Annotated in this window: 15 protein-coding genes; 6 read left to right on the top strand and 9 right to left on the bottom strand. The window is 63.1% G+C overall.

Going from position 1 to position 22,161, the window contains the following annotated elements; translation table 11 throughout:
- Positions 1–26: 26 nt before the first annotated feature.
- From H7B90_RS05550 to H7B90_RS05540, 3 genes are read right to left on the bottom strand one after another with little or no spacing between them, the layout of a single operon-like run.
- A complete protein-coding gene (locus H7B90_RS05550) occupies positions 27–1,172 on the bottom strand; it encodes an efflux RND transporter periplasmic adaptor subunit (RefSeq protein WP_185134864.1) in 1,146 nt (381 codons plus the stop codon).
- Between the two features lie 46 nt (positions 1,173–1,218).
- Positions 1,219–2,112: a carbohydrate ABC transporter permease gene (locus H7B90_RS05545; protein ID WP_185134863.1), complete on the bottom strand. Its 894-nt coding sequence runs from the start codon at positions 2,110–2,112 to the stop codon at positions 1,219–1,221.
- Positions 2,109–2,984, bottom strand: a complete 876-nt coding sequence (locus H7B90_RS05540) for a carbohydrate ABC transporter permease (protein ID WP_221481927.1) — start codon at positions 2,982–2,984, stop codon at positions 2,109–2,111. The genes H7B90_RS05545 and H7B90_RS05540 overlap by 4 nt, the downstream gene beginning before the upstream one ends.
- Positions 2,985–3,260: 276 nt before the next feature.
- On the opposite strand from H7B90_RS05540, the gene H7B90_RS05535 reads away from it, so the two are divergent.
- Together H7B90_RS05535 and H7B90_RS05530 are read left to right on the top strand one after the other, a co-directional pair.
- Complete coding sequence (locus tag H7B90_RS05535) at positions 3,261–3,953, top strand: response regulator transcription factor (protein WP_185134999.1); 693 nt, start codon at positions 3,261–3,263, stop codon at positions 3,951–3,953.
- A complete protein-coding gene (locus H7B90_RS05530) occupies positions 3,950–5,608 on the top strand; it encodes a sensor histidine kinase (RefSeq protein ID WP_185134862.1) in 1,659 nt (552 codons plus the stop codon). The genes H7B90_RS05535 and H7B90_RS05530 overlap by 4 nt, the downstream gene beginning before the upstream one ends.
- Before the next feature lie 100 nt (positions 5,609–5,708).
- On the opposite strand, the gene H7B90_RS05525 is transcribed toward H7B90_RS05530, so the two are convergent.
- Entirely contained in the window at positions 5,709–6,341 is a 633-nt protein-coding gene (locus H7B90_RS05525) for an FMN-dependent NADH-azoreductase (protein WP_185134861.1), read from the bottom strand.
- 132 nt (positions 6,342–6,473) lie between these two features.
- On the opposite strand from H7B90_RS05525, the gene H7B90_RS05520 reads away from it, so the two are divergent.
- Positions 6,474–6,833: a winged helix-turn-helix transcriptional regulator gene (locus H7B90_RS05520; RefSeq protein ID WP_185134860.1), complete on the top strand. Its 360-nt coding sequence runs from the start codon at positions 6,474–6,476 to the stop codon at positions 6,831–6,833.
- Between the two features lie 100 nt (positions 6,834–6,933).
- On the opposite strand, the gene H7B90_RS05515 is transcribed toward H7B90_RS05520, so the two are convergent.
- Both H7B90_RS05515 and H7B90_RS05510 read right to left on the bottom strand, forming a co-directional pair.
- The gene (locus H7B90_RS05515) at positions 6,934–7,155 is read right to left on the bottom strand and encodes a DUF2642 domain-containing protein (protein ID WP_246578840.1); all 222 of its coding nucleotides are present in this window, start codon (positions 7,153–7,155) and stop codon (positions 6,934–6,936) included.
- Between the two features lie 188 nt (positions 7,156–7,343).
- Positions 7,344–7,556 (bottom strand): alpha/beta-type small acid-soluble spore protein, encoded by a 213-nt coding sequence (locus tag H7B90_RS05510; RefSeq protein ID WP_185134859.1) that lies wholly within the window; start codon positions 7,554–7,556, stop codon positions 7,344–7,346.
- A gap of 131 nt (positions 7,557–7,687) precedes the next feature.
- On the opposite strand from H7B90_RS05510, the gene H7B90_RS05505 reads away from it, so the two are divergent.
- Entirely contained in the window at positions 7,688–8,539 is an 852-nt protein-coding gene (locus H7B90_RS05505; RefSeq protein WP_185134858.1) for an ATP-dependent DNA ligase, read from the top strand.
- A 76-nt stretch (positions 8,540–8,615) separates the two neighbouring features.
- On the opposite strand, the gene H7B90_RS05500 is transcribed toward H7B90_RS05505, so the two are convergent.
- Both H7B90_RS05500 and H7B90_RS33320 read right to left on the bottom strand, forming a co-directional pair.
- Positions 8,616–10,271 (bottom strand): extracellular solute-binding protein, encoded by a 1,656-nt coding sequence (locus tag H7B90_RS05500; RefSeq protein ID WP_185134857.1) that lies wholly within the window; start codon positions 10,269–10,271, stop codon positions 8,616–8,618.
- Between the two features lie 5 nt (positions 10,272–10,276).
- Positions 10,277–12,517 (bottom strand): helix-turn-helix domain-containing protein, encoded by a 2,241-nt coding sequence (locus H7B90_RS33320; RefSeq protein WP_185134856.1) that lies wholly within the window; start codon positions 12,515–12,517, stop codon positions 10,277–10,279.
- A 343-nt stretch (positions 12,518–12,860) separates the two neighbouring features.
- Between H7B90_RS33320 and H7B90_RS05490 the strand changes: the two genes are divergently transcribed.
- Together H7B90_RS05490 and H7B90_RS05485 are read left to right on the top strand one after the other, a co-directional pair.
- The gene (locus H7B90_RS05490; protein WP_185134855.1) at positions 12,861–19,298 is read left to right on the top strand and encodes a lamin tail domain-containing protein; all 6,438 of its coding nucleotides are present in this window, start codon (positions 12,861–12,863) and stop codon (positions 19,296–19,298) included.
- Positions 19,299–19,393: 95 nt separating this feature from the next.
- Positions 19,394–20,578 (top strand): HupE/UreJ family protein, encoded by a 1,185-nt coding sequence (locus tag H7B90_RS05485; protein WP_185134854.1) that lies wholly within the window; start codon positions 19,394–19,396, stop codon positions 20,576–20,578.
- An 80-nt stretch (positions 20,579–20,658) separates the two neighbouring features.
- Here H7B90_RS05485 and fabV read toward each other — a convergent pair whose 3' ends face one another.
- Positions 20,659–21,849, bottom strand: a complete 1,191-nt coding sequence (fabV, locus tag H7B90_RS05480) for an enoyl-ACP reductase FabV (protein ID WP_185134853.1) — start codon at positions 21,847–21,849, stop codon at positions 20,659–20,661.
- Between the last annotated feature and the right edge of the window lie 312 nt (positions 21,850–22,161).

Here is a 22,161-nt window from a genome sequence, read left to right as displayed (position 1 = left end):
GTTCCTCCTCATAATTAGGCTATCGATTAATCCAACCGAACGCGGTCGCCGTCGCTGAGCGGTTCGCTCGAATCGGTGACGATGCGCTCTTCGGGCGTCAATCCGTTCAGGACGACGACGGTGTCGTCGTTCTGCTCTCCGGCGTCGACGTACGCTTTCTCCGCGTAATAGGACGATCCGAGAGGTCCTTCCTTGGTCGTCACGACGAACACATATGTGCCGCTGTCGTCGCTATGGAGCGCGTCGGCGGGAATTTTGAAGCCCGGACCGCGGCTCTCTTGCGGAATGTAGACGGAAGCCTTCAAGCCGGGCGACAGGCCGGTTCCGTCCACGTCGATCGTCACTTGCTTCGCGTCCGAGCCGGCATCGCCACCGGAACCTCCGGAACCTCCGGAGCCGCCGGACGCGGCTTCGATCGAGGAGATCGTGCCGGCGAGCTGCCGGACGCCCATCCCGTCGAACTTGATCTTCGCTCCGTCCCCCTCTTGCGGGACGTCGGCTTCGTTCACCTCGACGGTCACTTCCGTTCCGATCCGAAGCGCGTCCGCGGCGTCGCCGGAGGCGGAGATGACGAGCTGATAGCCGGAAGCGTCGCTCGCGATCGCGCCGACCGATTGGCCGGCGCCCACGTTCGCTCCTTCCTCGACGTTCAGCGAAGTGACCACCCCGTCGACCGGCGCGCGCAGCACCCGGCCGTCCCGGAGCAGCTTCTCCAGATCGGCGATCTTCCTTCGGGCGATCTCCATGTCCAGCTTCTGGACTTGCAAGTCCTTCTGCAGCTTGTCGATGGCCTCGTCCTGCCCGCCTTCTCGCCACAGCGGCTTCAGTTGGGCTTCCGACTGCTCGAGCCGGATGCGCTCCTGCTCGTAGCGGGTTCTCTCGTCCTCCAGCGAGCGTTCCGTCGTTGTCGTATCGAACGTGATCAGCGGATCGCCCTTCCGGACGCGGTCGCCCTTGTCAACGTGAACCCGATCGACCTTCCAGCTGCCGAGCGGCGCAAGCGGCGCCGAATACGCGGGCTGCAAATACCCGTCTTCGGTCACGCTGAGATCGAGGCTCCCCAGGCTCGGCTTCTCGACGGCGACCTTCGGGAGCGTCAAGCTTTGAATCGTATTGGATAGGAACGTAAGCACAAGCAAGATTCCGAAAAACAGGCCGATGGCCCAGCGCAAAACTTTTTTCCTCCGAACGATCGTTCTCTCCTCCTCTCCCGCCGCTTCACCCTTTGATCCCCGATCGTCCGATGCCCTCGACGAGCCGATCCTCCCCGTAGAGGAACAGCAGCACCATCGGCGTCATGTACAGAGCCGACGAGGCGAACGCCACGCCCCGGTCCCCCGATGCGATCTGGGACAGATAGACGGACAACGGCTGGCGGAACGGTTCGGTCAGGAACAGCAGCGGCTGCTCCACCATGTTCCAGTTGTCGGCGAACGCGAGCAGCGCCAGCGCGGTCATTCCGGGCCGAACGATCGGCAGCACGATGTAATAAAAAGCGCGGAAATACCCCGCCCCGTCGATACGGGCCGCTTCGAGATACGCGTCGGGAATCCCGGCCGCGAATTGCCGCATCAGGAACACCCCGAACGCCGCGAACACGCCCGGCCAGACGATGGCCCCGTACGAATGCAGCATCCCGAGCTTCTCCGCGACGAGATAGTTAGGGACGAGCGTGACCTGGAACGGCATCAGCATCGTGAGCAGATACAGGAAGAAGAGCTTGTCCCGGCCCGGGAAAATCAGTTTGGCGAACGCGTAGGCGGCCAGCGTCCCGACCGCCGTCTGTCCGAGCACGATCGGCGCCGTCAGGCGGACGGAGTTCCAGAACAGGGTCAGGAATTTGGGCCTCTCGAACAGTACGTCCGCGAACGCGCCGAGAGTGGCCGCTTCCGGAACCCAACGGATCGTCACCCGCTCCGTCGGCATCGCCGCGGGATCCTCCGATTCCTTCGCGTCGGCTCCGTCCAGCGCGCCGTAATGGTGGGCGATCTCCCGCTCCGACATGAAGGCGTTCGTCAAAGTCAGGGCGACCGGGAACAGGACGAGGGCGGCCAGCGCGAGAAGCAGCGCCAGCTTGGCGCCGGTCGCGACGCTTCTGCCGACGGCCGTCATTCCGAGACCTCCCTCGCGTGCCGCTCCGCGCGGAACAGGATATAGACGGCGGCCCCGATGACGAGGGCCAGCAGCACGGCGGCCGATGTCAGCTTCGGGTAGTCCAGGTTCTGAAAGCTGTTGTTCATGAAGTGCTGCAGCGTGTAGATCGCGTCGTTCGGATAGGAGCCGGCGACCATGTACGTCTCGCGGAACACCTTGAACGAAGCGACGATCGACATGACGACGACGAAGAAGGAGACGGGCGCGAGCCCCGGCCAGGTGATCGACCGGAACCGCCGCCACGGCCCGGCTCCGTCGATGGAGGCGGCTTCTCGCAGCTCCGTCGGAATGTTGGCCAGCCCCGCCAGGAAGAGGATAAGGTTGTAGCCGGCGTTCTTCCAGACGTAAGCGAGGACCATGACCGCGAAGGACCAGCGGCTGTTCATCCAGTCGACCGGGGACTGCCCCCACTTGGCGAGTAGGCCGTTGATCGCGCCGTCCCAGTGGAACAGCGCCTGCCAGACGAGGGCGATGGAAGCGACCGGGACGACAAGCGGCAGCAGGAACGCCGTCCGGAACGTCCGGCGCAGCGGCACGGCCCGGGAGAGCAGCAGGGCGAGGCCGAGGGAGACGGCGAACAGGATCGGCACGCCGACTCCGGCGAAGGCGATCGAGTTGCCGAACGCCTTGCGGAACGACCCGCTCTCCCAGAGCGTCCGGTAGTTGCCGAAGCCGACGAAGCGGCCTTCGATCGGCGCGTCGACGAACGAATAGTAGACGACCGCGCCGAACGGAACCAAGTAGAACAGCAGGAAGCCGGCCAAGCTCGGCCCGAGGAACGTCAGCGCGGCGGCGGCTTCCCGCAGCCGAGGCGAGCGAAGCGGGGCCAAGGGAATACCCTCCTTTCCGGTTCTGGGGTTCAAACGACACCCATCATAGCCCGTCAATGTGACAGCCGTGTGACAGCCGGAAGCGTGACAAGAAGCGGAGATTCCCGCTACAATGAGGCTACATAATCGGCGTATTCGGCGCGTGCGCGAGGTCAGCCGCGCGCGGTAAAATGCGCACGGTAAATTGCGTGCGGTTATGGAGCGAGATGATCGAGCGCGTCTGCAGAGAGGGTTGCAGAAGAAGAGAGACCCTGTAGGGCGAGGAGGAAGAGGATGTTGAACAAGACGGTGCTGATCGTCGAGGACGAACGGAAGCTGCGGGAATTGATCGCCGACTACCTGGAGGCCGAAGGTCTCTCGTGGCGGGAAGCCGCGAACGGGGACGACGCGGTGTCGTTGTTCCGCGACATCCGGCCGGACCTCGTCATTCTCGATATTCTGATGCCGGGACTCGACGGATACGACGTCTGCGAAGAGATTCGGAAGCTGTCGGACGTTCCGATTCTGTTCCTGACGGCCAAGAGCGAGGAAGAAGACAAGCTGCTCGGCTACGACCTCGGCGCGGACGATTACATGACCAAGCCGTTCAGCCCGAAGGTGCTCGCGGCCAAGGTGAAGGCGCTGCTGCGGCGATCGGAGACGTCCCGGGCCGAGCGGGCCGTCGCGGAAGGGAAGCTCGTGAACGCGGGGCCCTTAAGCATCGACGTCTCCGGCCGGGAGGCGGTGCTGGACGGGGAGCCGCTGGCGCTGTCGCCCAAGGAGTTCGACCTGCTCCTCTACTTCGCGAATCATAACGGCATCGTCCTGAGCCGGGATCGGCTTCTTGAGCGGGTATGGGGCTACGACTACGAAGGCGATGCGCGCACGGTCGATACGTACGTGCGCCGGCTGCGGCTGAAGCTGAACGACCGAGCCGATTGGATCGCGACGCTTCGCGGCAACGGCTACCGGTTCAAGGCGGCGCCATGACGAAGCTGCGCCACTCGATCGCCTTCCGTCTGTTCGCCGTCACCTTCGCCGCCATGCTGCTGTTCGTCGGCATTCTGCTGCTCGCTCTGGCGGGCGGGTTCTCCTCCTTCTACGAGCGGCAGCAGAAGAAGGATATCGCCTCCGATCTGAACAAGATTCGCGACCGGTACGCGAATGCCGCGCAGCTGTTTCCGGGCAAGGGCGGATTCCCTCCTTACTTCGGACAATTCGAGGACGAATACTCCGCTACGCTCGCGCTGGTAACGCTGCAGGGGGGCTTGACGCAGATCATGATCGGCGGAGGGGGAGCTCCTGCTTCCGGTGCGGGAGCTCAATCCGTCCCGCTGAAGATCGGCAACCGGGACAGCGCATCCGTCTTCGTCCTGCCCAAGGGGCCGAACATGGACCGGGCGGAGCGGCTGGGGACGGCGTTGGAGAGCTGGAGGCAGGATGCCGGCGCCTTCTCCGGCGTCATGCGCGAAGGCAAGACGCTCGTCTATCGGGCGGATACGGGCGGCGGGACGGCAGGCGCCCTGCTCATCGCCGTAACGGCTTTGACGACCGACGGAACCGGGAACGGGAAGGTTCTGTTCGCCCTCTCGTCGCTGCAGCCCGTCACCAATGCGGCCAGCGTTTTCCGGGATCTGTCTCTCTACGTGTTCGCCTTCGCCTTCGTCGTCGTGGGTCTGCTCGCCGTCGGCTACGCGGCGCTCGTCACCCGCCCGCTTCGCCGGTTGAACGGGATCGCCGGCCGGCTCGCGAGTCTCGACTTCTCCACGAGGAGCGGCTGGAAGCGCAAGGACGAGATCGGCGAGCTGTCCCGGACCTTCGACTTCCTGGCGGACAATCTGCAGGGCACGCTGGCCGAGCTGACGTCCGCCAACGAGAAGCTGAGGCTAGACATCGAGAACGAGAAGCGGCTCGAGAGGATGCGCCGGGAATTCGTCGCCGGCGTGTCGCACGAGCTGAAGACGCCGCTCAGCTTGGTCGGCGGCTATGCGGAAGGGCTGCGCGACAACATCGGCAGCGGCGCCAAGCGGGAGAAGTACGCCGAGGTCATTCTGGAGGAGACGAGGCGGATGGCGTCCATCGTCGGCGACATGCTCGATCTGTCGCAGCTGGAGTCGGGCCGCTACTCGCTGAAGCGGGAAGCGTTCGACGTCGCCGAGCTGCTGAACGAGGCGGCGGATCGCGCGGAAGCTTACGCCGCGGGCTCGGGCAAGAGCGTTCGCGTGAACGTCCGGCTGCCCGAGCCGCCGGCGGAGCCGCCGCGAGCCTACGCGGACCGGCTGCGGATCGGCCAGGTGCTGACGAACCTGGCGACGAACGCGGTTCGGCATGCGGCCGAGGGAGGAGCGATCGAATTCTCGGCGGCGCCCGAGGGGGGCCGTTGGACGATCTACGTGCGCAACGACGGGGAGCCGATTCCGGAGGAGGAGCTGACCCGCATCTGGGGACAGTTCTACCGGATCGACCGGTCGCGGAGCCGGGACAGCGGCGGCACCGGCATCGGCCTGGCCATCGTCCGCCAGATTCTCGAGCTGCACGGGAGCCGGTACGGCGTCCGCAACGAACCGGGAGGCGTCGTCTTCGCGTTCACGCTGCAGACGGCGGACGGCGATGCCGGCGTTCGGAACGAAGAGAGAACGGGGTGAGTCCCTGGCGACGCCGCAACATAAAAAGAAGGAAGGCGAGGTTCGCCTTCCCGGCCTGTTGAAAACCTTCGACAGGCATTTTTTTTTATGTTTTTGCGAATTAGAATCGTTGGGCGACTTCCTTGGCGCGCGCTATTGCTCTTTCTTTAATAGCCGGAGCTCGCTCCGACGACGCCGTTCCTTCGACCCAGATGGCCTCGATCGATTGAATCCCATAGAACCCTAACACCTTTTTCAGATAGCTGTAGCCCATTTCGATCGAAGCCAGAGGACCTTCCGAATATACGGAACCGCTGGCTTGGATGTGCAAGGCTTTCTTGCCGGGCAACAGACCTACAGGACCGTCCGAGGTATATTTGAACGTCTTGCCCGGAATGGAAGTCGCATCCGTGTAGGCTTTCAAAACCGGCGGGATCGAGAAATTCCACATGGGGGAGACGTACACGTACTTGTCGGCGGCCACGTATTGATCGACGATCTCCTCCAGACGGGTTACTTTTGACCTCTCGGCATCGGACAGTTGATCGAGAGCGGAACCCGACCGAAGCTTTGCCCAACCGCGCAACACATCGGCGTCGAACGGCGGAATATTCTCTTTGTACATATCGAGATGAACGACTTCATCCGTCGGATTGGCTTCGCGGTACGCTTCGATAAATCGCTCGCCTACCGCGAGGCTGAACGATTCCTGGGGATCAAGGGGATGAGCGGTGATGTACAGGACGGTTGCCATGAACGTAACTTCCTCTCTGATATTTAGTGGAGCGCGCTTCCATGGCTAATCATATAATATGAACTTACGAATGGTAAGTAGGAACAATAATGTGGTATAGTATGAAAAAAGGTACTGCAACGGAGGCCAACGATGCCAAACAACCCTGTCCAATGTCAATTCGTCGCGGCGCTGGATTCGATCGTCGGCAAATGGAAGCCGCTTATTCTGTATCATCTGCTTCAAGGCAAACCTTTGCGGTTCAATGAGCTAAGAAGATTGCTGCCCGACATTACCCAAAGGATGCTAACGCTCCATCTGCGCGAATTGGAGGAGGAAGAGCTCGTGAGACGAGTCATTTACCCGCAAGTCCCGCCGAAAGTGGAATACTCGATTACGGAATACGGCATGAGCTTGTCTCCGGTGTTGGAAACCTTGCATCGATGGGGAGCGGCCCATGTCGAACGCAAACGGCTCATACAGGAGCAAAAGGAACAAGCGGATACGGACTAGCGTCGCGGACCGCCGGAACCGAAAAGAAGATCGCCGATATCCTGGCCAAGAAGGCTGGAGGATAGGCGATCTTCTTCCGTTCATTCTGAGTCGTTGGCGGCTACAGAGGCATCGTCCATACGATCTCCGCGATCCGGACGCACGCTTGATTCCCATGCAGCTGCAGCAGCACGTGGTCCGGCTTCACGTCGAGGATCGTTCCTTCGATTCGGCCGCGGGTCGTCTCGAAGCAGACGTATCGGCCCGCCAGCCGCATCAAGGCTTCGACGACATAGGGGTCGACCACCGACACCGTTTTTATCGGATTGGATGAGTGCAGCAAGAATGGACCTCCTTCGGTTCGATTCGCCTTAGCATATGCGAATACCCAGGCCTAGGTATGGGCCAACGCACAGAAGGCGCGATTGTTGTCGCCTTCCGGCCGAAGAAGAGGCCGAACCTCGCCTCCCGAGTCCCTCCAATCGCCGACGCCCCGCCTGGGGAAGGCGGGGCGCCGGCGCGGGCGGCCGATTACGAGAAGCGACCGGCGATCTGCTGCTCCGCCATCTGGACGAGCCGGCGGGTGATGTTGCCCCCGAGACGACCGGCATCCCGCGTCAGCATATTGCCGTAGTAGCCGTCCGCGGGAATCTCGATGCCGAGCTCCTGGGCGATCTCGAACTTCATCTGCTCCAGCGCCGCGCGCGCGTTCTGGACCACGAGCTGGTTCCGGTTGTTCGCCATGCCATTCACCTCCACGATTTACCGCTAATATGCGATAACGCGCTTCCTTTTATGCGAACATTTACCGGAACCCTTGATCCTCCGGCGGTGCTACAATCGGAATAACGATGATGATCGGCAGGTGCAACCGCATGTATCTTCCCCCGAGCCTACCCGAGCGCGCCGAACTCCCGTTCGACGACGAGCGATACGTATTCGAACCCAAGATCGACGGGCAACGTCTGCTCCTGTCCCTGGAGAACGGGACGGTCCGTCTCTATTCGCGTTACGGGCGGGACGTCACCGGACTGTATCCGGAGCTGAGCCGGGTGCCGGTCCGGGACGGATCCGATCTCGTGCTGGACGGCGAGGTCGCGATGCTCGAGCCCGATACCGGCTTCCCCCGGTACGAGGATCTGCAGATCAGGTTCCGGCTGCGCAAAGAGCTGGACATTCGCGAGGCGTCGGTCCGCCGTCCAGTTCACTACTTCGTCTTCGACGTTCTTCGTTATCGGGGACGGGATCTGAGAAGCCTCCCGCTCGCCGAGCGGAAGGCGATTCTCGCCGAAGCGCTGGACGACAACGGCGTCTTCAACCGGCTCGCGTTCGTTCGGGGCGGGGGCAGGGACGTATTCGAATCGATCCGGAGGATCGGGCTGGAGGGCATGGTGGCGAAGCGGGCGGACCGGCCTTACGTCGCGGGCCGAACCGGAGATTGGCTCGCCATCCCGAACTACCGGTTCGCGAATTTGCGAATCTCGGGTTACCGCAAAGACCCGTTCGGGTGGCTGGTGGAGAGGGACGGAGAGGCGGAAGGCGTTCTCGACCGGAACATCCCGGCCGCCTACCGGCAGGCGTTCCAAGGAATCGCCAAGGAGCTCGCGACGGGAGAGGACCGGAACTTCGTCTACGTGAAGCCGGCGATCGAAGCCCGGGTGCGTTACGTCCGGCGGACGAAGGCGGGACGTCTGTGGGAGCCCGAGTTCCTGGGGTTCGTCGTCTAGCCGCCCGCTGGGCGCGCAGCGGGCGGACCGTTCGATTTTCGAATGGCACAACGTTCCCTTCCAAGCCCGCACCCGATTATGCCTTGCGGTAGCGTTCGTAGGCGGATTCGTAGGCCCGCATGTACTCGGCGAGCCCCATGTCCTCGACGTTCCGGACATACCGATCCCAGTAGCTCAGCGGCACGCTGCCGCCGACGAACCCGCGCTCCATCTCCGCGACGTACGTCTCGATGCGCCGGCCGACGGACCCCATCGTCTCCTGCTCCGCTTCGTCGAAGTTGAAGGCGTACCAGAGGTCGCGCACGGCGTATGGCTTGGCCTTCCCGGCGGCTTCCGCGAAGTTCGGCAGCGTCTCCGATCCCTTGAAGTAACGCTCCCGGACGTATCCCGGGTAGCTTCCTCCCATCCAGGTGACGTACTTCCTCAAGACCTGCTCCTGGGTCAGGCCGTCCGGATTGTCCGTAATCTCGGCGACGTAACGCCATTCCCCGTCTTCCGTCTTCTCGTAGGTAACGCCTTCCAACCCCATGAAGAAAAAAGCAGCTCCCTCTTCGCCGTAAAAATAGTCGATCCACCGCATCGTCGCCGCCGGATCGGGATTTTTGTCCGTGATCGCGAACGCCCCGACGTGCGCCATGGGCGTCTTGACCTGCGAATAGAGCCGATCCCCGCGCGGGCCTTCCAACGCCCCCAGCCCGACGAATTCGCTGCGGCCCATCAGCGTCTGCGGATTCGGCACGATCGTCGACCCGAGCAGGCCGTCCTGGCCCTTCGCCAGCAGGGCGTCGTAATCGAGGGTGAAGATCTCCTTGTCGATCAGGTTCTCCCGGTACAGCCGATTCGCGAATTCGAGAAGCTCCCGGTATTCCGGAGACGTCTTGATGAAGCGCAGCCCGCTTGTCTTCGGGTCGACGTCCACGAGCGGATGCCCGAGGCCCCGGTTGCCGAGCCCCCAGGCTCCCTTCAATTGATTGATCAAGTCCCCGATTCCGTTGTCGCTGAAGGGAATCTCGTCCGGCCGCCCGTTGCCGTTCAAGTCGGTCTTCTTCACGGCCTTCAGGTAGTCGTACCATTGCCCGACGGTGACGGGCTCGTCCATGCCGAGCCGGTCCAGCCAATCCCGGTTCACCCACAGCGGAACGCCGATCAGCATCGGGAAGTCTTCCGGGTCGTAGAACGAAGGCAGGGAGTAGATGCGGCCGTCCGACATCGTAAGTCCCTTGCGGATCTCGGGATACCGTTCCATCAGCTTCTTGAAGTTCGGAGCGTACCGTTCGATGAGATCGTTCAGCGGGAGCAGGATGCCCTGCCTCCCGTAGCGGTCCAGTTCCCGGGCGGAGAGCCGGGCCGCGTAGAACGCGTCGGGATAGGAGCCGTCGGTCAACGCCAGATTGCGCGCCGCCTCCAGATATTCGAACGGGACGAGATCGAACTTCGCCCGGACGTTCGTCTTCTTCTCGTATTCGCTCCAGACGAGCGTGTCTTCGTAAGGACCCGGCAGGGCGGTGCCCGTCAGAAAAGAAAGGGACAACGGGGCGCTCTCCGAGGGCGCCCCCGCGAGGCCCGCGCTTCCGGTCGCGGCCTGGGGCGAGGAGGGCCGGTCCAACGGTCCGGCCAAGGCGGCGAGCTCGCGGGAGTTCCCGCAGCCCGCGAGCAGGACGATCGTCAGCACCCCCCGCAACGCGCGAAAGCCGAAGCCGAAGCGCCTCCCGGTTCCGATGGCCTGTCTCATTCCGATCACCCGATTCGATGGATTTGCGCGATTTGCCGCTTCCGGTATTCGCCCGGCGTCATGCCGGTCTGCTTCTTGAACATCCGGTTGAAGGACGTGAAGTTCGAATACCCGACTTCCGCGCTGATGTCGTTGATGTTCTTGTCGGTGGAGACCAGCAGCTCCTGCGCCTTGCGAACCCGAATCGAGTTCAGGTGCTCGCTGAAGTTGGCCCCCGTCTTCTCCTTGATATAGACCGACAGGTACGCGCTGGACATGTTGAGCAAGTCGGCCAGATAGCCGAGCGAGAGGTCCTGCGAATAACGCGTCTCCAGGATGTTCATCACAAGCCCGGCGACCGGGTCCGCTTCTTCGCGTCCGCCGCGGACCCGCTCGGCCGAATAGCGAACGGCTTCCCGGCATACTTCCTTGAACTGCTCGGCGGTGCGGCAGCGCGCGAACGCTTCGCCGAACGCTTCGAGCCGCTTGTCGTCGGCGTCCTCCGACGGCGAGGGCTCCAGCGTCCGGATCTTGGCGAGCAGCAGCCGGGCCAATTCGGCGTACGTTCCGACGCCGGCGCCGCCTCTGGCCATCCGGTCGACGTGACCGTCGAGCAGCCGGCAGGCGCCGTCGGCGTTGCCGTCCTGCAGGTGCGCGCTTAACGCGCGGTCCTGCTTCGGGCTCAGGCCGAATACCGGCGCCGCCGCCGGCCTGTCGACGATCTGCGTCTCTTCGGACAGGGGCGCCTGAAGGCTTAACTTCTGCACCTGCTCGTAGGCCGGCCCGAATTCGGACGGATGCTCGAAGCGGTCACCGATCGCGATCGTCACGGAACGGACATGGGCCTCGCGGTCCAGCGGCTCCTTCAAGGCGCGCAGGTGCGAGACGACGGCCTCGCGCTCCCCGCCGGCGAACACGGTGACGACGCGGTCGCTCTCGATCTGGAACGTATGGGCGGAAGGGAACCGCCCGGCGACATGGTCGCGGAGCCGGGCGAGCAGCCGGCGGACGGCTAAGCCGCGGGCTTCCTCCGGGAGCTCGGCGGCTCCGGGGGATCCGAAGCGGACCGTGAACAGCGCGACGATGAAGCCCGGGTCTCTCGCGGGAAGCTCTCTCCATTCCAGCGCGTCGCCCGGGATGTTTTTGAGCCGATTCAAATAGCCGTAGCTCTTCAGCGCGGAATCCCGGCTTCTCAGCTGTTCGGAGATTCGCGCCTTCTCGCCCAGCAGGTCGTTCACCTTCTCGTGGATGACCCCGAACTCCTTGAAGGAGCCGCCCGGGGGAGGAGCAGGCTGCAGGCTGAGAACGGTGGCGAGCAGGTTCTTCACCGGCTTCCGGATGCGCTCGCTGACGGCGTAAGCCGCGGCCAGGCCGATGGCCAGCGCTCCGGCCAGAATGAGCAGCAGGAGACGCGAGAGGCTGCCTGCGCCCTTCGTCATCCAGCTCGAAGGAACGACGAATACATAAGTCAGACCGGCGGCGTTTTTCTTATAGATATAATGATTGCCCGCGCGGCGCGCGATACCTTGTCCGGTCTCCATACGGGGCGGCGCGGCGGCCGTCAAGCTTCCGCTCCGGTACAGCTCGGTTCCGTCCCGGGCCATCACGATCCATTCGCCCGGCTCGGCCAGCCCGACGGTCTCTTCGTCTATCTTCTCCATGTCGAGAAGCGCGATCATCTGGTAGTTGCTCGCCGGCTGGCGGAACACGACCGGCAGGGCCGTTCTCGTCCGGCCGTCCACGACGAACGTCCCGGCGGGCAGGAGCTCGAAGTTGCGTCCTCCGGAGAGGCGGCTTCGCCAATCGTCGAACGAATAGTCCGGGCTGGCGTACAGGCGGTCGAACAGGAGCCGGGCGTCGGCGCTGCCTTTGTGGGACAAGGCCAGGGACGCGGAGCGGAAGTGAACGATGACCGCCAGCAAGGCGTTCTGCGGTTGATAGACATAGCTCTGAAGGGAACGGATGACGCCGCGCGCCGGAAGGTAGTCGATCTCGTCCGCTGGGCGGGTCGATAATTGCCGGTCGAAGCCGACCAGGTCGGGATTCTCGCTCAGCTCGAACAAGAACGATTCGATCCGCTCCAGATGGCCGTCGAATCGTTCGGAGGCATGGAACAGGGCGGCTTGGCTCTCGCGTTCCCTCTCGCGGATCATCGTCTGCTTGAAGAGGGAGAGCGCGATCGTCCAGACGAGAGAGAAGAGGACCATGACGGCGAGAAAACAAGCGAACACTTTAAAGAAGAGAGATTTTCCCGTCCATTCCTTCACGAATCCGCAACCCCTTTCGATGACCGATGCGCGAGCGATAGCAGAGGGCATTCAGAATCTATCATAGGCCATGAACGTTAGCCGGGCGTTAGAGGAACGTCATCGCAGCGTTAAGGAACGGTTGTCATCCTTTTAGATTGCTGACGATATTTATGAGATTCGGGCGAATCGCGAATCCGGCTAAATAAAGGCGACAGATCGAATAACATGTCAATAGGCATCCCGCTTCTCCCGGTTTATGATCGGCTTGGTCCACGCTTGGTCCGCGTCTGGCTCCATGTCGGCTCCATGCTTGGTCCGCGGTTCCTATTACGTTATGCGGGAGATGAATGGGAGAATGAAAATGATGGGAAGGAAGGCCAGCCGGGTCGTCTCGGGGTTGCTGGCGATCTCGCTTGCCGCTTCCGGCCTGCCGGGCGCGGCGAAGTTCGCCTCGGCCGAGGCCGTCGCCTATCCGGAGCTGATGATTACGGAGATCGTCTTCAATTCCGTGAACTACAGCGCCGTCGTGAAGGACGGCAACACGGTAGGGGACGTCGGCGCCTGGGAGTACGTCGAGATTTACAACAGCGGCTCCGAGCCCGTATCGCTGGGCGATTACTACATTTACCGCGAGAATTACAATAGCGGAACGAATTACAAGTGGCCGATCCAAGCCGGCAAGACGATCCAGCCTGGCCAGACGGTCGTGGTGAGGGGCGTCAGCAAGGACGTCAAAGGAGGAGCGGGCAATGCCGTTCCCGTCGACGATGCCGTCATCAACGGCCTCGACTTGTTCAATACCGCCTACGGGACGTCGCTCTCCGAAGACCAGGTCGCGACGATGGACCAATCCGGCGGCGGCAACCTGCCGAACACGGGAACGTACACGGTGTCGGTCCGCCGGGCGTCGGACGACGCCGCGATCGTGTCCGCGAGGTACAACGACGCCGCGATCAACTCGACCGAGAACGGGGACGACTCCAACGGGAAGGGCGTGACGTACGCGTACGATCCGGCCGGCGGCGCGGCGATGAAGAAGCTGGCGGCGAAGCAGGCGCCGACTCCGGGCAGCCTGCTGGACGGACAGGTGCCTCCGGCTTCCGTGCCGGGGCCGGACCCGGAGCCGACGCAGAGCCCCGAGCCGACGGCGAGTCCGGAACCGACGGCGAGCCCGGAGCCGACTTCGAGCCCCGAGCCCACCGCAAGCCCGGAACCGACCGCGAGTCCCGAGCCTACCGCGAGCCCGGAGCCTACGGCAAGTCCGGAGCCTACCGCGAGCCCGGAACCGACGGGCAAGGGACCGTATCTGCTCATCTCCGAGATCGTGTTCAACAGCCCGAACGTGAACGGAGGGGACGTCAACTCCTGGGAGTACATCGAGATCTACAACAACGGGGACAAGCCCGTACCGCTCCAATATTACAATATCAATTACGCCGACCTTAGCAACAAGACGGTCCAGACGTGGGAATTCAAGGACGACAAGACGATCCGGCCGGGCCAGACGATGGTGATCCGCGCCTACGCCGACGACGCCAACGGAACGGCAGCCAAGTTCAACGAGGCCTACAAGGCGTCTCCGGCGCTGACGGACGACGACATGGCCTACTTCACCGGCTCCGGCAACCTGGAGAACGGTCCGGGACGCACCGTCTCGATCGTCGCCAAGTCGGGCGAGACGGTCGTCTCCGCCCAATACAACGTGTCGGGCAACAACGCCGACGACCTGAACAACACCGGCGTCACGTACAAGGCGGACGAGAACGGCGGCGTCCTGATGACGAAGCTCGCGAGCAAGGTTCCTCCGACGCCGGGCAAGCTTCTCCCCGAGCAGACGCCGGCCGCGCCCGTCGCGCTCCCGGACGACTTCGTCTCCCCGGTCATCGTGCACGCGCAGGCGGCCGGTTCGACGATGGTCAAGGACCTGACGATCGAAGCGACGGTTCTCGACGACAAGGGCGTCCGGGAAGCCCGCTTGTTCTATCGGACGGACAAGACGAGCGAGTACGCTTCCGTCAAGATGGCGGCGGGAGAGGCCAACCGCTTCGAAGCGGTCATCCCGGCCGAAGCGCTAAAGGACGCTCAGCATCTCTACTATTACCTGGAGGCGACGGATGGCACGAACGTCGCGACTCTTCCCGCGTCGGGCGGCGAGCCTTACGACGTGCGCGTGTTCCAATCGGCCGGCTCCTCGGTGCCGGGGCTGCTCATCACGGAGCTCGTGCCGGACAACAAGGGAAGCGACGCCTACGAATACGTCGAGGTGTACAACAACTCGACCGAGAGCGCGAATCTGAGAGACTATCAGCTCGTATACGAGTTCTATCACGGAAGCACCATCCGCTGGGATATCGCGGACGATCTGACGGTGCCGTCCCAAGGGACCGCCGTCGTGTGGGTGCAATCCAACCTGACGGCCGGCAAGCCGGTATCGGACTTCAATGCCCACTGGAAGACGAATCTTCCGGAGACGAAGGTCGTCTCGCTGTACTCCATCGGGATGTCGAACAGCGCGGAGGGACGCATTCTGATCGCGCCGGACGCCGAGTCCCCGGTCGATCATGCCCGCGGCGCCGTCTCGCAGGCTTGGTACAACGTCGGCCTGGACGAAGTGAACGACGACGGCAAGAGCGTCGTGTACGAATACCCGAAGGACGGCACGAACCGGATGTACAAGCGGTCCGCGGGCCAGACCGCGACGCCGGGAGTCGTGCTGGAAGGCCAAGTGCCGGAAGCGCCCGTTCCCGCCCCGGAGGATAAGGCGAAGCCGGTTATCGAGTTCCAGCCGGCCTCCGGAACGCAGCCGTTCGGCGATTTGACGGTCAAGGCGAAGGTGACGGACGACGTCTCCGTCAAGCGGGTCTCCTTGATGTACAAGAGAGCGTCCGACGCGGATTACCGCGAAGCGAACCTCGTCCGTTCCGCGGCGAAGCCGGACGAGTACGCGGGCACGGTTCCGAAGGAACTGCTGCTCGGCGCGGAAGCCGTGGATTATTACATCGAAGCGACGGACGGACGCAACGTCGTCCGCACGACGGACGGCGGAGCGGCGGCGTATAAGCTCGCTTACGAGCCGAAGGGAGCCCTGTGGCTGGACCTGGCGCCGGGCAGCTTCCTGAAGGGAACCGCGACGCTGCAAGGCAACGCGGCGGAAGCGGGACGGACGCTGGCCCTGACGGCGGACGGACAAGCCGTTCCGGCCGGGAAGGCGCTCAGCGAGGACGTCTATCTGGCCTTCGCGGCGGACGACATGCAGAAGTCGTTCAAGAACGGGGTCATCGTGAACGGCGAGCTGGCGACCTATCTGCCGGACGCGACCAACCTGGATCCGAAGTTCGTCGCCATTCCGAAGAAGTTCCTGAAGCCCGGAGAGAACAAGCTTCTGATCACCGCCGGCAACGGGAAGTCCCCGCTGGATACGGAAGGCAATAACGATGACTACCGCATCGAGAACATCCGGATCCTGCTCGGCGACGGGACGAATCAGCCGATCGCGTCGGCCCGCGGCAAGGCGCTGAACGCCGACGCGTTCACGGCGGTCGATCCGATCGAACGGCAGAAGGTAGGCGACAGCTCGGGCTACTTCGAATACCTGGAGCTGACCGTGGTTCTGCCGGACGGCGTCTTCCACGGCGTCTCGGGCGCGGTGGACACGACGAAGCTGGCGGACGGCGAGCACGTCTTCGAGGTGTTCGCGGGAGCGGACGCGAAGGCATCCGTCAAGGCGATCGTGGACAATACCGCTCCGGCGATCGAATCGTTCTCCGTCGAAGACGGCAAGCTGTACCGCGGGACGATCTCCCTGAACGCGACGGCGAAGGACGCGACGTCCGGCGTCGCTTCGGTCACCGCCGCTCTGGATGGCATGGAACTGACGCTCCCCGCGCAGATCAAAGCCGTACAACTGGCGGACGGAGAACACGTCTTCGAGGTGAAGGCCAAGGACAACGCGGGCAACGAGACGGTTCGCTCCGCGACGTTCAAGACCGCCGGCGAGCATCCGGACAAGCCGGTCGTCGTGGCGCCCGTCGACGATGCCGCGAACGTGGACCGCAGCGCGAGCCTGAGCGTCAAGGTCGCCGATCCGAACGGCGATCCGCTGAACGTCTCGTTCCGCCAGGCTTACCGCTACGACTTCAACGAGAAGTCGGACATCAAGGCGTTCTCGAACTCGACGGACCGTGAACCTCCGCTTGAGCTGAACCCGGAAGGCGAGACGGCGTTCGCGGCGGAAGCGATCGCCCAGACGGCGAAGAAGGACGGCTCCTACTACGTCACCGACGCGGAAGGCCTGTTCCCTTACCAGCGGTACGAGTTCAAGCTGAATCAGGAACCGCAGGCGGTCGCGGAAGTCGAGGTTGTCTGGGAAGGCCATTCGCTGCCGGATCGGCAAGTGACGATGTACACGTGGAATTTCAATACGAAGAAGTGGGTGGCCGCGGCTTCCGGCGTCGGCGACAAGGACTTCCGTCTGGCGGCCAAGGTAAGCGCGGCGGACATGGTGAAGGACAAGACGATCCACGTCCTCATCCAGGACCTGGTTCCGACGTCCGGCGACGGCGTCGACTTCACGTTCGCCTGGGCGAGCGATACGCAATATTACGCGGACTCGTATCCCGAGATTTTCGATAAGGAAATGAAGTACATCGCCGACATGAAGGACGAGAAGAAGATCGCCTACTCGATTCATACCGGCGACCTCGTCGACGACTGGGACCGTCCGGACGAATGGAAGGTAGCGAGCGACAGCTTCAAGCATTTGGAGCAGGCCGGCATTCCGTACGGCGTCGTGGCGGGCAACCATGACGTTCATCACGACGACGCGAACTACTCGGAGTACTGGAAGTACTTCGGCCGCGACCGGTTCGAGAATCAGCCGACCTACGGCGACGACTTGAACAACAACCGCGACCACTACGATCTGCTGTCCGTCAAAGGTCAGGACTTCATCATCCTGTACCTGGGGTGGAACATCCAGGACGAGACGGTCAAGTGGGCGAACGAGGTGCTGAAGAAGTACCCGAACCGCTACGCGATCATCGCCACCCACGAATACATCTCCCCGAGCGGCGCTTACTCCGGCCAAGGCGAGATGATCTGGAACGAGATCGTCGCGAAGAACGACAACGTGCAGATGGTGCTGTGCGGCCACTTGCACGGCGTCGCGTACAACGTGAAGCATGTCGGGGAGCGCACCGTCATCGAGATGCTGGCGGATTACCAATCCGGTCCCCAAGGCGGACAAGGCTACATGCGGTTCCTCGAGTTCAATCTCGCGGAAGGCAAGATTCACGTCAGCACGTATTCCGCGTACCTGGACGACTACAACTACTTCGAGGAAGCGGGCAAGGACGACTTCGACCTGCCTTACAAGACGCAGAACCCGAGCAAGCGGGTCGCGACCGACTACACCGGCGTGAACGTCTACGGAACGAAGGAGATCGGCAAGAAGAGCAACGTGAAAAGCGGGGATACGGCCACCGTCAAATGGTCCAATCTGGCGGCCAACTCGTCTTACTTCTGGTATGCGGTAGCGAGCGACGCCAACGAAGGGACCGCCGCTTCCGACGTCTCGCGCTTCTCGACGGGAACGAAGAACTCCGGCTCGAGCCCGGGCACGTCCGATCCGGGCCCGTCGAACCCGGGAACTTCGGATCCGGGCGCATCCAACCCGGGCACGGGCACGAAGCCGGCGAAGATTCAGGACGTTCCGGCAAGCTCGATTCCGGAAGGAAGCGGCCCCGCGGCGATCGAGATCGCCTCGGACGCGACGGCGGTGTCGCTCTCCGCGGACGCGCTCGCCAAGCTCGGCGACCGCGGCGCGCTGCTGAAGAAGCCGGACGGCTCTACGGTTGCCCTGTCGGGCGCGGATCTGCAAGCGCTGGCCGGACTTGTCGCCGGCGGCAGCAAGCTTATCGTGTCCGCGGACGCCGTGCCCGCGGCGACGGTCGCGCAAGCCGCTTCGGCGGCGAGCGGCAAGCTCGCGGCGAACCTGACCGCGGCCGGCTCCTCGCTGAACCTGACGGTCGGCCAAGCGGACGCTTCCGGCACGGTATCTTCGATCGCCTTCGCGAAGCCGATCGCGATCGAGCTGGCGGCCGGCTCGGTTCGCAACGCCCGGCTCGCCGGCATCTACCGCATCGACGCGAACGGCGGCGCGACCTGGATCGGCGGCGAGTACAAGAACGGAGCCTACAAGGCGACCGTCGACGGCCCGGGCCCATACGCCGTGCTGGCTTACCGGAAGCCTTACGGGGACTTGGCCGAAGGCAACTGGGCTTACGATTACGTGCAGGAGCTGAGCTTCAAGGGAATCGTCAGCGGCATGAACGAGACCTCGTTCGGTGCGACGCAGCCGACCACCCGGGCGGAGTTCGTCTCGCTGCTCGTCCGCGCGCTCGATCTTCCGGCCGCGTCCGGAGGAGCGTCGTTCTCCGACGTTCCGGCGGACAGCTGGTACGCTTCCGCCGTCTCCGCGGCCGCGGCAGCGGGACTCGCGACCGGTCTCGATTCGAACCGCTTCGCTCCGAACGCGCGCATCTCGCGCCAAGAGATGGCCGTTCTGATCGTGCGCGCTGTAGAACTCCGCAAGGGAGCGATCCCGGCCGGCAGCGTTCCTTCGTTCGCGGACGGCGGGCACATCGGCTCCTGGGCCGAGGAAGCGGTCGCCAAGGCGTACGCGGCGGGCATCATGACCGGCAAGGACAACAACCGGTTCGCTCCGCAGGATCAAGCGACCCGCGCGGAGAGCGCCAAGGTCGTTTACGAATTGCTTCGCCAATTGAATCCGCAAGCTTAATCGATATTCGCCCCGCGGAAGAGTCCCAGCCCGGCCCGCCCGCCTCGCCGGGACTCTTCTTCCCGGGACGCCGACCATGGAGAGGATCTGAGTCTATGTTCAAGTACAGGTTCGAATCGGCCCGACGTTCCTTATACGCATCTCGCCTGGCCCGCCGGGCTCTGGCGTTGTCCCTGCTGCTCGTCTTCGCGTTCGGCTTGACGCAGGCCCCGCAGCGGGCTTCCGCCCATCTGAACACGTTCGGGTATTCGGATATCGAGCTGCAAGGCCGCGAGATGGTCTACGAGCTCTATCTGGACCCGCGCGAGGTGGCGCAGTGGATGGACATGCGTTCGGGCGGAGTCTTCGTCATCGACTCGAGCGTCCCGGCTTCCTCCGCCCCGTCGGGGGAAGCGGCCTGGACGGAAGAGGAGCTGAGACCTCTCGTCTCCGAATCGTTAACCGTGCAGGGAGGGGATCAGGAGCTGACGCCGGCGATCGGCGGCATCTCGATGGAGGAGAGAAGCGGGGCGCCGTATTTGCGCATGAAGCTGGACTACGACCTCCCCGAAGGCTCGGAGACGTATTCGATCGATTATCGTTTTTTCTATGAAGAAGACCCGAAGCACCAGAACTACGCGACGATCCGCGCCGGGGAGACGTCGAAGGATCTCGTCTTCACCCGCGAGAGCCACGGCTTCTCGGGCAGCCTGGCGGCGGCCGAAGCGGGCCGGTCGGGGACGACCGTGACGGTGCCGGATTGGCTGGCCGCGATGTGGACGTATATCGGCGTCGGCATCGAGCACATTCTAACGGGGACGGACCATCTGCTGTTCGTGGCGGCGCTCGTCCTCGCCAAGCAGCGCAAGTGGGATTACGTCAAGGTGCTGACCGCGTTCACGGCCGGACACAGCGTCACGATCGCGCTCGCCGCGCTGGAAGTCGTCAATTTGCCGGCTTCGTTCGTCGAACCGGTCATCGCGCTGAGCATCGCCTACGTGGCGGTCGAGAATATCTGGTTGAAAAGGATTCGTTGGAGATGGGCGGTCGCCATGGGCTTCGGTCTGATCCACGGCTTCGGCTTCGCCCAGGTGCTTCGGGGAGCGATGAGCGACCGGTTCCTGCTCACCTTGTTCTCGTTCAACGCGGGAGTCGAGATCGGCCAACTGGCCGTGCTGGCCGTCCTGCTGCCGCTGCTGTGGTGGGCGGGGAGGATGCGGAATTATGCGTACGTCAATTATGCGGCTTCTTCCTTGGTGGCGCTCATCGGGCTTTATTGGTTCGTGACGAGATTGATGTAAGCGGAGCTGTTCGAAAATAAAGGAAGCCCGGAGACGGCCTCGCGGCCGCTTCCGGGCTTCTCTCGCTCATGAGGGAGCTCTTATCGCAAATTCGGGATCTCGACTTCCGGGTTGGCGTCGGCCTCGTAATCGATGCCGTCCGTCTCGAAGCCGAACAGTTGGAAGAACTCGCGGCGGTAGCCGGCGATGTCGGACAGCTCGTCGATGTTGTCCGTGGACAGCTGCGCCCAGATCCGGTCGACTTCGGCCTGGACGTCGTCCCGCATCTCCCAATCGTCGAGGCGGACGCGGCCTTTCTCGTCCACGGGGGTCGAGCCGGCGGCGTAGAGCCGCTCGGAGAACAGACGGTACATTTGCTCGATGCAGCCTTCGTGAATGCCCTTCTCCTTCATGACCTTATACAGGGCGGAGATGTAGAGCGGGACGACCGGAATGGCGGAGCTGGACTGCGTCACCAGCGCCTTGTTGACGGAGACGAAGGCTCGTCCGCCGATCGAGCCGAGCTGGTCGTTCAGGCGCAGCGCGGTCGCCTCGAGATCGTCCTTGGCGCGTCCGATCGTGCCTTCGCGGTAGACGGCGTGCGTGATCTCCGGCCCTATGTACGAATAGGCGACGGTCGTCGCGCCTTCGCTCAAGGCGTCGGCTTCGCGGAGCGCGTCGATCCACATCTGCCAGTCTTCGCCGCCCATGACGGCGATCGTCTGCCGGACTTCGTCATCCGTGGCCGGCTCGATAGTCGCGACCGTTACTTCGCCCGTGTGGAAGTTGACCGTCTTGTTGGAATAAGCGGGGCCGATCGGCTTGATGACGGAGGAGAACGTCTCTCCCGTCTTCGGGTGCGTGCGGCGAGGGGAAGCGACGCTGTAGACGACCAGGTCGATCTTGCCGAGCTCGGTCTTGATCAGGTCGATCGTCTTCGCCTTGATCTCGTCCGAGAAGGCGTCGCCCACGACGCTGAACGACTTGCGGCCGGATTCCTGGGCGGCCTGCTCGAACGCGGCGGAGTTGTACCAGCCCGCGGTCGCGGTGCGGGAGCCTTCCGCCGCCTTGTCGAAGTAGACGCCGATCGTGTTGGCGCCCGCCGCGAAGGAGGCGACGATGCGGGAAGCGAGGCCGTAGCCGGTCGAAGCGCCGACGACGAGCACGTTCTTCGGACCCGCGATGGAGGGCTTGGACTGAACGTAATCGATCTGGCGACGGACTTGGCGGGCGCAGCCTTCCGGATGCGCGGTCGTGCAGATGAAGCCGCGTGTTTTCGGTTGGATGATCATATTGGAGTTGTCCTTTCATTAATAGAAGTCAAATGCGAGCTACCTTTTGATTTTACCGAATTTTGTCCCGGGAGGGAACCGAGCGCGGCGAAAAGATGTGGAATAAAATACCTGTTGCGTTCAGGTATTGTCCCGTGATAAATTAGTTCTCGCACCAAAAACGCGTCGCTCTCGCGGCAATCGACAATGGATACGTTCCGAACCGATTGGAAATCATTGTGGGTTGCAAACGAATGTCGAATGCGGTAAGATAAAGTTCCTGCTTCGGCGACGGGGCAGCGATACAAGAGCAACGAACTTGTTCCTTGAAAA

The sequence above is a fragment of the Cohnella xylanilytica genome, assembly GCF_014212175.1.
Taxonomy (GTDB): domain Bacteria; phylum Bacillota; class Bacilli; order Paenibacillales; family Paenibacillaceae; genus Cohnella; species Cohnella xylanilytica.
The sequence above is the reverse complement of the archived record's forward strand: the minus strand, read 5'-3'. Positions and strand labels throughout refer to the sequence as shown.

Coding starts and splice junctions, on each gene's coding strand:
- H7B90_RS05545 (WP_185134863.1), bottom strand. CDS start 2,112: ATGACGGCCGTCGGCAGAAGCGTCGCGACCGGCGCCAAGCTGGCGCTG.
- H7B90_RS05530 (WP_185134862.1), top strand. CDS start 3,950: ATGACGAAGCTGCGCCACTCGATCGCCTTCCGTCTGTTCGCCGTCACC.
- H7B90_RS05525 (WP_185134861.1), bottom strand. CDS start 6,341: ATGGCAACCGTCCTGTACATCACCGCTCATCCCCTTGATCCCCAGGAA.
- H7B90_RS05520 (WP_185134860.1), top strand. CDS start 6,474: ATGCCAAACAACCCTGTCCAATGTCAATTCGTCGCGGCGCTGGATTCG.
- H7B90_RS05510 (WP_185134859.1), bottom strand. CDS start 7,556: ATGGCGAACAACCGGAACCAGCTCGTGGTCCAGAACGCGCGCGCGGCG.
- H7B90_RS05505 (WP_185134858.1), top strand. CDS start 7,688: ATGTATCTTCCCCCGAGCCTACCCGAGCGCGCCGAACTCCCGTTCGAC.
- H7B90_RS05500 (WP_185134857.1), bottom strand. CDS start 10,271: ATGAGACAGGCCATCGGAACCGGGAGGCGCTTCGGCTTCGGCTTTCGC.
- H7B90_RS05490 (WP_185134855.1), top strand. CDS start 12,861: ATGATGGGAAGGAAGGCCAGCCGGGTCGTCTCGGGGTTGCTGGCGATC.
- H7B90_RS05485 (WP_185134854.1), top strand. CDS start 19,394: ATGTTCAAGTACAGGTTCGAATCGGCCCGACGTTCCTTATACGCATCT.
- fabV (WP_185134853.1), bottom strand. CDS start 21,849: ATGATCATCCAACCGAAAACACGCGGCTTCATCTGCACGACCGCGCAT.